Origin of the sequence: Flavonifractor sp. An91, from assembly GCF_002159225.1 — a bacterium.
In the GTDB taxonomy this organism is placed as follows: domain Bacteria; phylum Bacillota; class Clostridia; order Oscillospirales; family Oscillospiraceae; genus Flavonifractor; species Flavonifractor avicola.
Genome location: NZ_NFHA01000034.1, coordinates 1 through 13386 on the forward strand (window position 1 = coordinate 1; position 13386 = coordinate 13386).

Below are 13386 nucleotides of genomic sequence, written 5' to 3' on the forward strand. Positions count from 1 at the left end.
CTAAAACGAAACCTGGCGTTAATTAACGCCAGGCCTCGCAAAGTTTTGAATTTCCATTCTGCCCAGGAATTATGGGACTTCGAACTCAATTCCTGTTGCATTTAGTTTGACAATTCACTTATTATTCCAGAGGTGAAAACTCACCGGTGACCGCGTTGACGTAGTAGGTGCCGGTGTCGGTGACAAACCGCCATACCGGCGTCAGCTGGACCTGCCGGGTGGTGTTGCTGGAGAGCAGGTAGCCCCCGTCCATGGCGTCGATGCGGCTGCACACATAGCCCCCCTCATTGATCCCGGCCAGAAAGCGGACCAGAATGGTGGGGGTGGAGAGGAGCGACTTGGTGACCGAGGCGGAAACACTGCCGTCCAGCCGCTGTCCCTCCACCTGGATTAGGTCATTTTCCTGCCAGTGGAGACGGATGGTGCAGGAGAAGAGGGGGGAGCCCTCCCAGCTTTGGCAGTAGGTCAGCAGAGTTTCTGCGCCGGTCTGCTCCGTGTCGGACAGGGTGCCGGTAAAGCCCATGGCCTCCAGACAGGCCTGGCTGGAGGACTCATAGTCCTGGTCGCTTTCAAGTCTCCAGGTTCCGGGGGTAAGGGTAATGGTAAAGCTGCCGTTCATGGAAAATTCCGCCACGCCGCCGGGGCCGGAGTAGCGGGGACGTACCTCGCTCTCCCCCTCCAGGGTGACCTCTCCCAGCAGGGCGGCGGCTGCGCCGGCCTCACCGGTCCGGTCACGGGTGACGGTGGTCACCGACAGCGCCAGATCGTCGGGGAATTCATCCAGGGTAAAGTCGATGCCGCCCTGTTCCAGCACGGTCTGGGCGGCCTGCCTGGTTTCCGCCTGGTAGCGCTTGTCCTGGCTGGCCTGACTGCCCACAAGCAGGAGCAGGATAATGTTGACGCACAGCAGCATCAGCAGGATCACATTTTTCAGTTTAGACCATTCCATAGGAACCTCGCGATCTCGTCATTTGGCCACCCATCCGGCCTGGACGGTGTCGCCGCCGCTGTCGCTGTAGCACAGGACCAGCTCCCGGCCCTCCGGGTCCAGGGCCTCCAGAGCTGCGGCGGCCATCCGCTCGTTTAGCACCAGACTGGTTTGGCCAGCATCCTCGTACCGCCGGAACCGGAGGGTAAAGGCGGTAATCTGTCCATCCTGGATGGTGAAGAGGGCGGCGCTGTCGCCGCCGGAGAGGCTGACCTCCGCGCCGTTCAGGCTATAGCCGTAGCGGACGGACAGACCGGTGTCGGTTTCGGTTACATCCATCAGATAGATGCGGGCGGCGCCGCAGTAGCGGCCCACCGTATCGGCGGCCATCCGCCGGGTGGTCTCCACCACCTCGGTGATGTCGTAGCCATACGCACTCCCCACGGGGTAGCGGGAACTGGTGCCCTCTGCCGTGGTATAGGAGACGGTGCCGGTGTTGCTGATCTCTAGGGTCTCCTGGCCTTCCCGGATACGGATACCGTTGGGAATGGCATAGTAGGAGGTCTGGAAGGAGAGGGCCTGCTGCAGACTGCTGATCAGCGTGTCGTCCAGGTTGGCCAGGGGATTGGAGGCGCGGTAAATGTTGGGGGTGGGTGCGGAAGCGGAGATGAGCACATAGGGGTCCAGCCCGGCGTAGCCGCTGTCCGTGCCCAGCTCAAAGGCAAAGGGAACGCCGTTGCCGCCGTAACCGGCAATCAGCTCGTCCATGTGCCCCTGATAGGTCACTGCCGTTTTACAGGTATAATACAGGCCGTCACTCTCATTATGATAGTACAGCCGCACCCCGTCGTCCGCCAGAGCCACGGCGATCCGCCGGGCGGAGCCGGTGAGGGCGGTGTTGATGCCCCCCTCGCCGGTCCAGGCGCTGAGGGTCTCCAGAGGGATCTTGCCCAGAAAATCAAACCAGACACCGGGGGCACTCAAAGCAGCCTGCCATACCGATTCGGTGACCACCGTGGGGGAGTCTGCACTGGACAGGGCTTCGCCCAACAGAATGCCCACGCTGTCATACAGTTTGTCGGTCTGGGTGGTGTTGTACTGGACCGCATAGCGGTTCACCCCGTCGCATACCGCGATACGGACCGGGCGGGCGGCGGCGGTGAGCTGCACGGTGTTGCCGGGGTCGGAGGTCTCCACAGTGCTCTGAGGGCGGAAGAGGGAGATCAGCCCGCTCAGCAGTCCCTGGGAGCCGGAGACCCGGTTTTGTACCAGGGCAAGGCCGGTCAGATAGATGGCGGACAGGGAGAGCAGTACGATGAGCAGGGTCTTGAGTCGCTCCACTCCCCGGTTCCGGCGGCGTCTCGGTTTACTCCTTTCCATGGCGAGGCCCCTCCGTCAGCAGGGTGATGCGCACCGTCAGGCCGGGACCGGGCCGGTCCAGCAGTTCGATGGTGCCCTCGTGCCGGTCGATGATCTCCTTGGCGATGGAGAGGCCAAGTCCGGTGCCGCCGGACTCCCGGGAGCGGGCCTTGTCCACCCGGTAAAATCGCTCAAAGATGCGGCCCCGGTCGGCTTCGGGAATGCCGATGCCGTTATCGGCCACCTCCATCCACACCTTGCCCGGCCACTGGCCGGCGGAGATACGGATGTGGCCGCCATCGGGGGTGTACTTGATGGAGTTGGAGACGACGTTCATCATCACCTGCAAAATACGTTCCCGGTCGCCCACGATTTCGGGCAGGGTAGGGGGGAGCTTCAGTTCCACCTGATGGCCGTGGCGCTGGGCCTCCATCAGAATGGCGTTGTATACATCCTGCACCGCCTGTCCGAAGGGGAAGGGGGCCAGCTTCAGCTCCGACCGGCCGGAGTCGAACCGGGAGAGGGTGAGAAGGTCCTGCACGATGTGGGTCATCCGGTCGGACTCATTGAGAATGACCCCCAGGAAATTCTTTTCTGTGTCAGGGGGCAGCTCTCCGGCGTTGTCTACCAGAGTTTCTGCGTAGGAGCGGATGTTGGTCAGGGGGGTGCGCAGCTCGTGGGACACGTTGGCCACAAACTCCCGGCGCATCTCCTCGGTCTTATGCTGCTCCGTGACGTCATGGATCATCACCAGCACGCCGCCCAGCCGCTCCTGGTCAAAGGGGGTGAGCAGCAGCTCCAGGCTCTTGCCGCCCACGGTACGGGTCCCGTCCAGGTAGCCGGGGGATTGGACCGCCAGCACCCCCTGGAGGGGCGCAATGTCGGAGAACAGGGTATCATAGTTGACGCTGCCGCCAATGGGAATGGCCGTCCCCAGCAGTTCCTCGGCGGCAGGGTTGGACTGGATCACAGCGCCGTCCCGGGCAAAGGCCACCACGCCGTCGGTCATGTGGAGGAACAGGGTGCCCAGCTTGTTGCGCTCGTTCTCCACCTCCTCCAGGGTGTGGTGGAGCTGGCGGGCCATGTCGTTGAAGGTGCCGGTGAGGATGCCGATCTCATCCCGGGAGGCTACCTCCAGCTTCTGAGAAAAGTCGCCGTTGGCCACCCGCTCCGCACCCTCGGTAAGCCGCTCAATGGGGGTGATAAGGGTTTTGGACAGCAGGAAGGAGAGGAGCACTGAGATCACCAGACCGAAAACCAGAGCCTCCACGATGAGGGTGATGAGTTCGCTGTTCAGGGCGGCGGCATTGGTGCCGTCGTCCCGGACATAAATGATATAGCGCTGGTCCCCCCGCTGAACGGCCACCGCCACATCCATGTAAGATGCGGAGGGGGTGCTGTCGTCGCTCTTTTCCTCTCCGGCCAGCACCCGCATCAGATTGCGGGAGTCCATGTCCAGAGGCTGGTCGGCGTCCTGCTCGTCAGAGCCCGCCAGCCAGTGGCCGTCCTTACCGTCCAGCACATAGTATTTCCGGCTGCGGTTGTCCACGCCCAGGGTGCCGTTGTAGGCGTTGAGGATCTCAGCAATGCTGGCAGCGCCGTCCTGCTCGCCGGGGGTTGGGGTGTTCAGGTCGGCCCAGAACACCTCGTCGGCAAAGGCCTCCGACATCTGGGTATAGAAGTCCTGGGTGTAGTAATTGGCCACAGAGTTGATGAGGAACGCGCCCACAACGGTCATCAGCAGAATGATGAGCAGCGTCATGATGAGCATGAGCTTCATGTGCAGGCTGCGGAACATACTGTGGACCACTCCTCTCTTGCAAAAAATAAAGACAGGGCGGGCAGGGACGGCCGCCCCGGCCCGCCAAGATTGCTTCTATCAGGCGTTGAAATAATAGCCCAGACCTCTCCGGGTCACTACGAACTGGGGAGAAGTCGGATCGTCCGATTCCCGGCGGCAGAGCCGCCGGGAGCCCTGGAGATCATTGCATCTGGCCGGGAAAAGTGAATTTCCCCGGCCATCAAGGATTTGCCCGCTGGGCAAATCGCTTGTACGGCGCAGGCGCCGCCCCGCTGTGCGGGGGCCCGTGGAGGACGATCCGGACAGTTGGCGCAGGGTTACGCGTTAAAATAGTATCCCAGGCCTCTCCGGGTCACTACAAACTGGGGAGAAGCCGGGTCGTCCTCCACTTTTTCACGGAGGCGGCGGACGGCCACGTCCACAGCCCGCACGTCACCCACATAGCCCTCGTAGTTCCAGACGTGCTCCATGAGGGCCTCCCGGGAGAACACCTTGCCTGGCTGGGAGGCCAGGAATTTGATCAGCTCGTACTCCCGCTGGGTCAGATCCAGGGGCCGCCCATCCTTGCAGACCACCATCTGATCGGGATCGATGGAAATGCGGCCCAGCTCCATCCGGCTGCCGGAGGGGACGGAGGCGGGAGCGCCGGACACCATCTCGTTGCGGCGGATGTTGGCCTTTACCCGGGCCAGCAGTTCCCGCATGGAGAAGGGTTTGGTGATATAGTCATCGGCGCCCAGCTCCAGGCCCAGTACCTTATCGGTCTCCTCCTCCCGGGCGGTAAGCATGATGACCGGGGTGGAGCGGTTCTCCTTGCGGAGATTGCGGCACACATCGAAGCCGTCCATTTTAGGCAGCATCAGATCCAGCAGGATCAGGTCGGGATTCTGCTCCAGCGCCAGCTGGAGTCCCGCCTGACCATCGTAGGCCTCCAGCGTCTCATAGCCTTCCTTGGTCAGGTTGAAGCTGAGGATGTCCACAATGTTCTTCTCATCCTCCACAATCAGAATGCGCTTGCTCATGCCAACCTCCTGTCTTTACAGACCCAGCAGCTGCTTGACCTTCAGCACCAGGGCCACCGTCTTGGCGTCCACGATCTCCCCGTCCATGACCTGCTGGGCCAGCTGGGCGAAGGGCACCCGCTCCGCCTCCAGAAATTCGTCGTCATCCGGGTGGCAGGCGCCCTGCTTCAGATCCTGAGCCAGATACATATGGAGTACCTCGGAGGAGAAGCCGGGGGAGAGGTACAGGCAGCCCAGATAGGTCAGCTTGCCGCAGGTGACGCCCACTTCTTCTTCCAGCTCACGCAGAGCGGCGGGGCGATGGTCCTCCCCTTTCTCCAATTTGCCGGCGGGCAGCTCGGTGACCACTGCCTGGAAGGGATAGCGGAACTGCCGTACAATGCTGACGGTACCATCGTCAAACAGGGGCAGTACAGCCACCCCGCCGGGGTGCTCCACTACTTCCCGCCGGGCGATCCGGCCGTTGACCAGCTGGGCCTTGTCCAGCTTCAGGGTGACAATTTTACCTTCAAAGAGCGTTTCGCTCTCTACAGTCTTTTCCCACAGTTCCATCCGGCATATCCCCTTTTCTTACATCGGTTAGGTGCATTATATCATACTTCCAGGTTCCGTGCCACCCTCAGCTTTTCCAATCCCGGCAATCATTACAGCTGTACGGAAGGGGCCGGAACGGGTATAATCGTTCCTGCATTTGAGAGGAGGCAGACTATGACCATCCAGCCCATCGGCAGCGCCAGCGTTGCCCTGTACATCACCCCCGCCGACCTGAAGGAACACGGCCTGACACCGGCGGGGCTCACTCTGGAGCAGGCCCTGGAGCTGACCCGTACCGCCTTCCGGCAGGCGGGTATGGATCTGGAGGGCTCCATTGAGATCGAGGCCTACCCGGAGTCCTGTGGCGTGCTGGTGTTTGCCCACGTGCGTCCGCCGGAACAGCGGTGGTTCTCCTTTGCCTGCCTGGAGGACTTGGCTGCCGCCGCCCGGGTCCTGGATCAGCCCAGGCCGGATGCCGCCCTGCTGTGGTGGGAGGGGCGGTGGTGGCTTTCTCTGCCCGCCGGGGCGGAGCAGACTGCCGTACGGCTTTCTGAGTTCGGCCGCAGCGAGGCCGCGCGGCCCCATCTGGAAGCCAGTCTGGCAGAGCATGGCCGTATGGTCTTTCCTGCCGATGCTCTGGCCGGGGTGCTGACCTACTTTCCCGTCTGAGCTATTGACAGCTGTGGTATAATATCAACAGTTGCCGCACAGTGCGCGGCAGGATACCATCGTATCCAGGCGTTTTGCGGGCAAAACGCCTGCTGTTGATGTTACACCATGGCCAAAACCGGCTGCGCCGGTTTTCCGCCGCTCTGCGGCGTACAAGCCCGAATGGCTTGTGGCCATGGTATAATATACGCTCAAGAGATCTGTCCCGGTTGGGAGGTGGCGGAATGGAGGGCAAGGGCGTCAAAATCGTGGCCAAGAACAGCAAGGCCTACCACGACTATTTTATTGAGGATAAGTACGAGGCAGGTATTGAGCTGGCAGGCACCGAGGTCAAGTCCATCCGCCAGGGCCACGTCAACCTGAAGGACTCCTTCTGTATCGTCAAGGATGGCGAGATGCACGTCCATGGGATGCACATCAGCCCCTATGAGAAGGGCAACATCTTCAACAAGGACCCCCTGCGGCCCCGCCGCCTGCTGATGCACAAGCGGGAGATCCTGCGGCTCTTTGCTAAGGTCAAGCAGGACGGATACGCGCTGGTTCCTCTGTCCATCTATTTCCGGGGCCCCCGGGTCAAGCTGGAAGTGGGCCTGGCCAAGGGCAAGAAACTCTATGACAAGCGGGATTCCGCCGCTGCCAGGGACGCCAAGCGGGAGATGGACCGCACCATGAAATCACACCGCCGCGGCGGTTATTGACAAGGGGGGCACAGCCCCCCGAAGAAAGGAAGGAAAACCAAATGGCTCAGAATCCCATTGTGACCTTTGAAATGGAAAACGGCGGCAAGATGGTGGCCGAGCTCTACCCCGATGTGGCTCCCAACTCCGTCAACAACTTTATCAGCCTGGTGAAGTCCGGCTTCTATAACGGCCTGATCTTCCACCGTGTGATCCCCGGCTTCATGATCCAGGGCGGCTGCCCCCAGGGCACCGGTATGGGTGGCCCCGGCTACTCCATTAAGGGTGAGTTTGCCCACAACGGTGTGAAGAACGACCTGAAGCATGACCGGGGCGTGCTGTCCATGGCCCGTGCCATGCATCCCAATTCCGCCGGCAGCCAGTTCTTCATCATGGTGGAGAAGGCTCCTCACCTGGACGGTGAATACGCCGCCTTCGGCAAGGTGATCGAAGGCATGGACGTGGCCGACGCCATTGTCAATGTGAAGCGGGACCGGATGGACCGCCCCTACGAGGATCAGCGGATGAAGTCCGTCACCGTGGAAACCTTCGGTGTGGACTATCCCGCGCCGGAGAAGTGCTGAGTCTGACCGGCTGCCAGTAAAGTGTTACCTGTCGCGGCGCGGCTTGACCGCGCCGCTCCATGGGGGCGTACTGGTTTCGACGGGGACGTAGAGGCGGGAATAGCGGGCGGATGTGCCTGACATCCTTAAAACGGGCAACTTATAAATTAAAGAACAACGATAACGTTGAGCTTGTCGCGGCTTAAGCCGTGACCGTCCCGTCCGGAAGGACCACGAGCCGGAACGGGGCGTCGTTTAGTGGTGCACGTGTGTGCGCAAAGCTTTGAGCGCACCATGAACAATGAAGCTACCAAGCCCTGAAGTTTGACGGCCTACGTCAGGGTGCGGGAATGTAAATGACCGTCTGCGCCCGGAGAAGTTCCCGTTGAAGCGTTTTCGGACGGGGGTTCGACTCCCCCCGCCTCCACCAGATGAAAACACCATTGACATCTGAACCCCCCAAGGTTCGGACATCAATGGTGTTTTTCTTGTTTCCCTTGATTTACAAGGGATTCAGGGCTTCGAGGAGCAATCTCCTTTTCGGACATTCTTGATAAATCGTTGAATTTTAGGCCGTAAAACAGCGAAAACAATCAATCTGAACCCCTTTGTTCAGGACATGGTCTCTGGCTCCTTTTGCTCGCCAAAATAGATAGATTCCAGTTTCACTGGTGTCTTGTAACCGTTTTTAGCGTGAGGTCTGCGCTCGTTGTAAAACACCATATACGCATCTACTGCCGCTCTGAATTCCGCTTCAGAGCGGTATTTTGTTCGGTACAGTTCTTCTCGTTTCAACGAGGAGAAAAAGGACTCCATTACGGAATTATCATAGGGAACTCCCGCCTTTGAAAATGATTGTATCACGCCCAACTCCCTAAGATACGAGCACATGGCATAAGAGCGATAATTGCTCCCCCGGTCTGTATGGAATAGCAGTTGTCCCACAGGCTTGCGGGATTCGTATGCTTGCTTGAATGTACTTTTCACAAGTTGTGTGCTGTTACGCTTTCCAATTCGATAGCCTACAATTCGCCTGGCATACAAATCGATAATGGCACAGATGTAGTACTTGATATCCTTACAAAGAAAATATGTAACATCACTGACCCATACTTCATTTGGCCGCGTTACCTCAAATTGCTGGTTTAAATGATTTTTCAAACTGCGCCGCTCTTTGGCATAGACCTTTTTAGCATCCTGTCGAATGCTTAGCAAGCCCATATCCCGCATGAGTTCCCGGACCATTTCCTGACTGACTTTATAACCTTCCTCTTTCATAACTGCGGTAATCTTTCCTGCTCCAAAGATTTGCTTACTTTCATCATAGATTTGTTGAATTCTGATTCGAAGTTCCCCTCTTCTCTTTGCGTGCCAAGTATTGTCCCGTTTGTTCCGGAAGATATAATTGTAAAATGTTCCGCGGGGAACTTTTAGCGCGTCACAGAGCATATGCACATTGTATTGGCCATGGAGTTCTTCTAACGCTTGGAGCCTTTCATTGAGAGGTGCGTTGGCAGTACAGTTAGCGATTTGCAGAATCTCCACAATTCCCTCCAGTCGCTTTGCCTTAGTTTCCAGCATCCGAAAATTTTTGAGAGTAAAATCTAACGTAACCGGCTCAATCTGTGCGGACTTGATCCAAGCATAGAGAGTACTTCTGGAGATACCAGTGTCAGCAGCAATGTCTGCTACAGATTCGCTGTTCACCAAAAAACGGTTAACTGCTGCAGATTTTTCGGATTCCGAGTAGCTCCTATTTTTCATCCTCATCATTCCTTTCTGGTGTACTTTAAAAATCTCCTAATATCACCATTATAAAGGATAAAAAGTGGAGAACGCTTTTGAGAGCTAATTACAGTAGAAAAAGTCAGGTGATATGCTGGCGATATTTAAGTCAGTCAAGGTCGACCCACCACAAAGTGAATGACACTCAAAAAACATTCACTTGCGTCAAATTTGCACAAATAAGTTTCTTATGTGTGTTGACAATAACACTACTCTGTGCTACGATATGGATCATAAAGTAAGCGGAGGTGGAAATATGGATGCCAACGAAAAGAAGTCCAAACCTAAAAGCAAGGAATATCCTGCAGTCACATTGGACGCTGCAATTGCTTTTGTAGAGAAATTTCGGGATTATCCTCAAAACAAACCTATTTCGTACGATGTTGCCGCCGAGGCATGTGGCGTTAAGGCAACAACTAATTCCTTTAAGTATACGCTTAGTTCTGCAAGACAATACGGCCTTATTTCCACATCTTCTGGCAAAACTATTTCGTTTTTGGAGCCAGCAAGACGATTTGCTCGCCCCACGGAAGGGGCGGCCGAGTTGCAGGCTCTCAAGTTTGAGTGTTTTAAGGCTCCTAAGCTGTATTCAGAATTGATTGCTGAATATACTGGCCAATCAATCCCCCAGCCTCAGACCTTGGAGAATATTCTGGTTAATCAATATGGCATTCTTCCTGCAGTTGCAAAGGTGGCCGCTAATACATTTATCAAAACAGCCACAGAGATTGGTGCTGTTCAAAACGGAATCTTAGATCTTACACCGGAAACACCACAGAGCTCATCCGATGTTGTAGCAAAAGGGGCTGATGTCACTCTTAGTGGTACAGCCACTCTGGTTCCGGATGCCGAGAGTGTTTTTCAGTCCTCCAACGAAGAGTTTGCAGCTCCATTGAATATTTCTTTTGGCGACAAACGCAGAGCTATCTTGTATATGCCTATCGATGCAACACAGGATGATGCTGAGTATGTGAAGGCTATGATTGCACTTATGTTTCAAAAAGTGTATGGAGTGAAATGAACATATCAGGTGCTCTATCAATGAGTAATCATGAATATATTCTTCGCCTTGCCGACAAAGATATCAGGAGTGCTCTCTATGATTTGGGGACGATGTTTGACTGTGTAAGTACAGTTGATGGCCTTCCTGTTTTCCGTAGTTCTCGATTGCAGATAGAAAAGGCTGTCCCCGATGGAGTGTTTGAGTTTTTCTTGAGTGCTAATCTCATTGATAGAACATCTTTCTGTCTGACTCCGGACGGAAAAGCTCTATTTGAACTCATGTATATCCACCAGGACATTTCTAATGCCAATGAAGCCTTAAAGCAGAGGCTACTGCACAATCCAGTGGTTAATTTAGTCGGACAAGTTTTTTATGGTCGTGGGAAACAGTCCGTTGAACAGCTGAGGACATTACTAAATTATCACAGCGTTGCAAATAGGGAAATTGAATACAGGGAAGTAATTTCGCTGTTGACTCTTCTGAATAAATACAGTGTGGTTGTTTATGATAAGAAAAACAAACTATTCTCTGTAAAGGATGTTGCTTGCGGAGAAGCACCAATCCACCAATACTATATTGACCCAACTACACCTTTCAGCAATGTTTACAATCTTCGAAAGGTAATACGAGCTTGCCGTGGTTCTATATTCTGGATTGACAAACATTTCCGTAAAGAGGGTTTAGAAACACTTCTGGACGGGTTACCTTTTGAAGGAGTTTCATCCATTACCATCATTTCTGGTAGTGATAATGTGACCCAAAGTGCCAAATCAGATTATGCTGCATTGAGAAATGAATTATCCGCTCGACTCATCTCATTGAGTTGGAGAGTAATTACTGACAACGGATTTAAGTGGCACGATAGATGGCTTTTAGCAGACAATCTATGCTACAATATTCCCCCGGTCTTAGCGATTATTCGAGGGCAGCGTGCGGATATTCTCCGTACAAAAATAGCATTGGATCCTACTCCTTTTTTAGAGGCGAGTACTCCGATTGATGAAGTATAATCAGCCGAGCATCTATAGTGTTGTGATGTTCCACAAGTAGCAAATCCGAACCCTGCACCAATTGGTGCAGGGTTCGGATTTGTGCTTTTTCTTAATAATTTGGGAAAGATCAAGCCCAAAAGTCTATCTCATTTTTCTTTCTGGTGGAAGTTGCTGTGGCTTCGTGTTCTCTCTGCGTGGCTGGGTTTGAGTGTAATGGGAAACCGATTGGGATAGCTTGCCCGAACGACGGACCTTCTGCAAAATGCTATTTGGACCATCCCAAATGGCCGGTTGAAATTCCTTTGACAGCATTATATAATAATTAACATATAGTAAAACTGAAGAAGTTGTTTAGTCTCAATTTTTGAAAGATGATACTGCATTGCAACTTATTTGCGGCGGTATCAAACGGTCTGGGGCGGGGGCACTTTATGGAATACATGACTGTGTACGATGCGGCGCAGAAATGGAACATATCTGAGCGCCTGGTGCAGAAATACTGCGCATCAGGGCGCATTGCGGGCGCAGAGAAGTTTGGGTCATCCTGGAGAATCCCAGTGGGAGCCGAAAAGCCAAAAGACCAACGCAGGGAGCAGTCGGCTCCGGAAACGCAGGGGAAGAGAGGCCAGAGCCTGTCTTATCCGGGGCTTATGCCGCTGATGAACACCGCGTTTGAGCCGGGAAAATGCCTGGAATTCATTGACAGCATGGCGGACGGCCTGGAAAAACAGGTCGCACTTGCGGAGTATTACTATTTCAGCGGACAGCCGGAAAAAGCCATCGAACAAACCCAACTGCTTCTCCGCGAGTCGGATAGGAACATACAGCTTTCCGCCTGCCTGATCTATCTGTATGCCAATCTTTCTGTGGGTGAGATACAGAGGGCCAGATATGCGCTGACAGCAGTGCAGGAAACGCTTGCCTCGGATACGGAAAAGCACCCGGAAAAGCGGGCGGTTCTGTCCTTTATTTCTTCTGCTGCGGCAGTGCTGCTGCACCTTCCTTTGCCGAAAGAATTGCCGCCCACGCAGGAGTTCCTTCCCAGGCTCCCAATGGGAATCCGGATATTTGCGTTATATATCATTGCCCACGGTCTCTATCTGCAAAAGGACTACCAGAGAAGCCTGGGCATTATAGAGGCCACGCTGAGTATGCAGACGGAAGAATATCCGATCCCCAGCATTTATCTGCATTTGGCCGCAGTCATGGACTATATGAGTCTAAAACAGGTGGACAAGGCAAAGCGGCATCTGCTTGCGGCGTGGGAGCTTGCCAAACCGGACGATTTTATCCAGGGCTTTGGCGAACACCACGGCTTGTTGGGCGGGATGCTGGAAGCGGTGATCAAGCCGGAATATCCGGAGGACTTCAAGCGGATCATCGCCATCACCTACCGGTTTTCCGCGGGGTGGCGCAAGATCCATAATCCTGATACCGGGCATGATGTGGCGGACAATCTGACCACAACGGAGTTTGCTACATCCATGCTGGCTGCCCGCGGCTGGACGAATCAGGAGATCGCGGACCATATGCACATCTCTTTGAATACGGTAAAGTATCATATTACCAATGCCATGCAGAAGCTCAACGTCAAAAATAGACAGGAATTGAAAAAATATATGCTGTTATGAGAAAAAGGACCCGGCCATTTGGCTGGGTCCTTTTTTGGGCACCTACCCATTTTTCACCCCCAAACGGGTGGTTTCAAAAATATGGATCCATGGTATGATAAAGCCATACGAAACAGAAAAGGAGGGTTTGCGTGTGGAAAAGGCAAAAACGTATCAGGTCGAAGGCGCAACACTCACGATTCCGCTTCAGTATGATCAAAAAACCGGAAAATACATGGAAGTATACCCGGACTTTCTGGAACACCCGATCTATACGCCGGAGGGGCACCCCATCATGCTGACGCTTGAGGATGCCTGCGCCTTCGGCGAAGAGAGGAGCGCGGGCGAGGGACTGATCGACTGCGGCTCCTGCCGCTTTTACAGACCGTTTTCAAACACTTTGATCGGCGTGTGCGGACATGAGAAGAACAGAAAAGCATGAA

At 55.0% G+C, this 13386-nt stretch carries 13 protein-coding genes and 1 other RNA gene; 8 read left to right on the forward strand and 6 right to left on the reverse strand.

Annotated features, from left to right (window positions below):
• Positions 1-121 precede the first annotated feature (121 nt).
• The 5 genes from B5G42_RS14740 to B5G42_RS14760 form a co-directional block, all read right to left on the reverse strand.
• Positions 122-949 (reverse strand): hypothetical protein, encoded by an 828-nt coding sequence (locus tag B5G42_RS14740; protein ID WP_087271910.1) that lies wholly within the window; start codon positions 947-949, stop codon positions 122-124.
• A gap of 18 nt (positions 950-967) precedes the next feature.
• Positions 968-2308, reverse strand: coding sequence for a hypothetical protein (locus tag B5G42_RS14745; RefSeq protein ID WP_087271913.1), 1341 nt, complete (start codon positions 2306-2308; stop codon positions 968-970).
• Positions 2295-4085, reverse strand: coding sequence for an ATP-binding protein (locus B5G42_RS14750; RefSeq protein ID WP_087271916.1), 1791 nt, complete (start codon positions 4083-4085; stop codon positions 2295-2297). The genes B5G42_RS14745 and B5G42_RS14750 overlap by 14 nt, the downstream gene beginning before the upstream one ends.
• Positions 4086-4405: 320 nt before the next feature.
• A complete protein-coding gene (locus B5G42_RS14755; protein WP_087271919.1) occupies positions 4406-5110 on the reverse strand; it encodes a response regulator in 705 nt (234 codons plus the stop codon).
• Between the two features lie 15 nt (positions 5111-5125).
• Positions 5126-5662: an NUDIX hydrolase gene (locus B5G42_RS14760; RefSeq protein ID WP_087187641.1), complete on the reverse strand. Its 537-nt coding sequence runs from the start codon at positions 5660-5662 to the stop codon at positions 5126-5128.
• Positions 5663-5818: 156 nt separating this feature from the next.
• On the opposite strand from B5G42_RS14760, the gene B5G42_RS14765 reads away from it, so the two are divergent.
• The 4 genes from B5G42_RS14765 to ssrA all read left to right on the forward strand — a co-directional run bounded on the left by B5G42_RS14765 (position 5819) and on the right by ssrA (position 7983).
• Positions 5819-6313, forward strand: coding sequence for a hypothetical protein (locus B5G42_RS14765; protein WP_087187642.1), 495 nt, complete (start codon positions 5819-5821; stop codon positions 6311-6313).
• 224 nt (positions 6314-6537) lie between these two features.
• Complete coding sequence (gene smpB, locus B5G42_RS14770) at positions 6538-7011, forward strand: SsrA-binding protein SmpB (protein WP_087187643.1); 474 nt, start codon at positions 6538-6540, stop codon at positions 7009-7011.
• Between the two features lie 41 nt (positions 7012-7052).
• Positions 7053-7574 carry a peptidylprolyl isomerase gene (locus B5G42_RS14775; RefSeq protein ID WP_087187644.1) on the forward strand — a complete coding sequence of 174 codons (522 nt, stop codon included), beginning with the start codon at positions 7053-7055 and terminating at the stop codon, positions 7572-7574.
• 61 nt (positions 7575-7635) lie between these two features.
• Positions 7636-7983, forward strand: a transfer-messenger RNA (tmRNA) gene (gene ssrA / locus B5G42_RS14780).
• 182 nt (positions 7984-8165) lie between these two features.
• Here ssrA and B5G42_RS14785 read toward each other — a convergent pair.
• Entirely contained in the window at positions 8166-9317 is a 1152-nt protein-coding gene (locus tag B5G42_RS14785) for an IS3 family transposase (protein WP_087271943.1), read from the reverse strand.
• A gap of 277 nt (positions 9318-9594) precedes the next feature.
• Here B5G42_RS14785 and B5G42_RS14790 point away from each other — a divergent pair, with 277 nt between their 5' ends.
• The 4 genes from B5G42_RS14790 to B5G42_RS14805 all read left to right on the forward strand — a co-directional run bounded on the left by B5G42_RS14790 (position 9595) and on the right by B5G42_RS14805 (position 13385).
• Positions 9595-10359, forward strand: coding sequence for a hypothetical protein (locus B5G42_RS14790; RefSeq protein WP_087271922.1), 765 nt, complete (start codon positions 9595-9597; stop codon positions 10357-10359).
• Between the two features lie 20 nt (positions 10360-10379).
• The gene (locus tag B5G42_RS18510; RefSeq protein WP_206406199.1) at positions 10380-11351 is read left to right on the forward strand and encodes a hypothetical protein; all 972 of its coding nucleotides are present in this window, start codon (positions 10380-10382) and stop codon (positions 11349-11351) included.
• A 413-nt stretch (positions 11352-11764) separates the two neighbouring features.
• Positions 11765-12964: a LuxR C-terminal-related transcriptional regulator gene (locus tag B5G42_RS18935; RefSeq protein WP_087271925.1), complete on the forward strand. Its 1200-nt coding sequence runs from the start codon at positions 11765-11767 to the stop codon at positions 12962-12964.
• Positions 12965-13097: 133 nt separating this feature from the next.
• Positions 13098-13385: a hypothetical protein gene (locus tag B5G42_RS14805; RefSeq protein WP_087187653.1), complete on the forward strand. Its 288-nt coding sequence runs from the start codon at positions 13098-13100 to the stop codon at positions 13383-13385.
• The last annotated feature ends 1 nt before the right edge of the window (position 13386 follow it).

What these genes read in the sequence shown, in the direction of transcription:
- B5G42_RS14740 (WP_087271910.1), bottom strand. Translation starts at nt 949, where the DNA reads ATGGAATGGTCTAAACTGAAAAATGTGATCCTGCTGATGCTGCTGTGC.
- B5G42_RS14745 (WP_087271913.1), bottom strand. Translation starts at nt 2,308, where the DNA reads ATGGAAAGGAGTAAACCGAGACGCCGCCGGAACCGGGGAGTGGAGCGA.
- B5G42_RS14750 (WP_087271916.1), bottom strand. Translation starts at nt 4,085, where the DNA reads ATGTTCCGCAGCCTGCACATGAAGCTCATGCTCATCATGACGCTGCTC.
- B5G42_RS14755 (WP_087271919.1), bottom strand. Translation starts at nt 5,110, where the DNA reads ATGAGCAAGCGCATTCTGATTGTGGAGGATGAGAAGAACATTGTGGAC.
- B5G42_RS14760 (WP_087187641.1), bottom strand. Translation starts at nt 5,662, where the DNA reads ATGGAACTGTGGGAAAAGACTGTAGAGAGCGAAACGCTCTTTGAAGGT.
- B5G42_RS14765 (WP_087187642.1), top strand. Translation starts at nt 5,819, where the DNA reads ATGACCATCCAGCCCATCGGCAGCGCCAGCGTTGCCCTGTACATCACC.
- smpB (WP_087187643.1), top strand. Translation starts at nt 6,538, where the DNA reads ATGGAGGGCAAGGGCGTCAAAATCGTGGCCAAGAACAGCAAGGCCTAC.
- B5G42_RS14775 (WP_087187644.1), top strand. Translation starts at nt 7,053, where the DNA reads ATGGCTCAGAATCCCATTGTGACCTTTGAAATGGAAAACGGCGGCAAG.
- B5G42_RS14785 (WP_087271943.1), bottom strand. Translation starts at nt 9,317, where the DNA reads ATGAAAAATAGGAGCTACTCGGAATCCGAAAAATCTGCAGCAGTTAAC.
- B5G42_RS14790 (WP_087271922.1), top strand. Translation starts at nt 9,595, where the DNA reads ATGGATGCCAACGAAAAGAAGTCCAAACCTAAAAGCAAGGAATATCCT.
- B5G42_RS18510 (WP_206406199.1), top strand. Translation starts at nt 10,380, where the DNA reads ATGAGTAATCATGAATATATTCTTCGCCTTGCCGACAAAGATATCAGG.
- B5G42_RS18935 (WP_087271925.1), top strand. Translation starts at nt 11,765, where the DNA reads ATGGAATACATGACTGTGTACGATGCGGCGCAGAAATGGAACATATCT.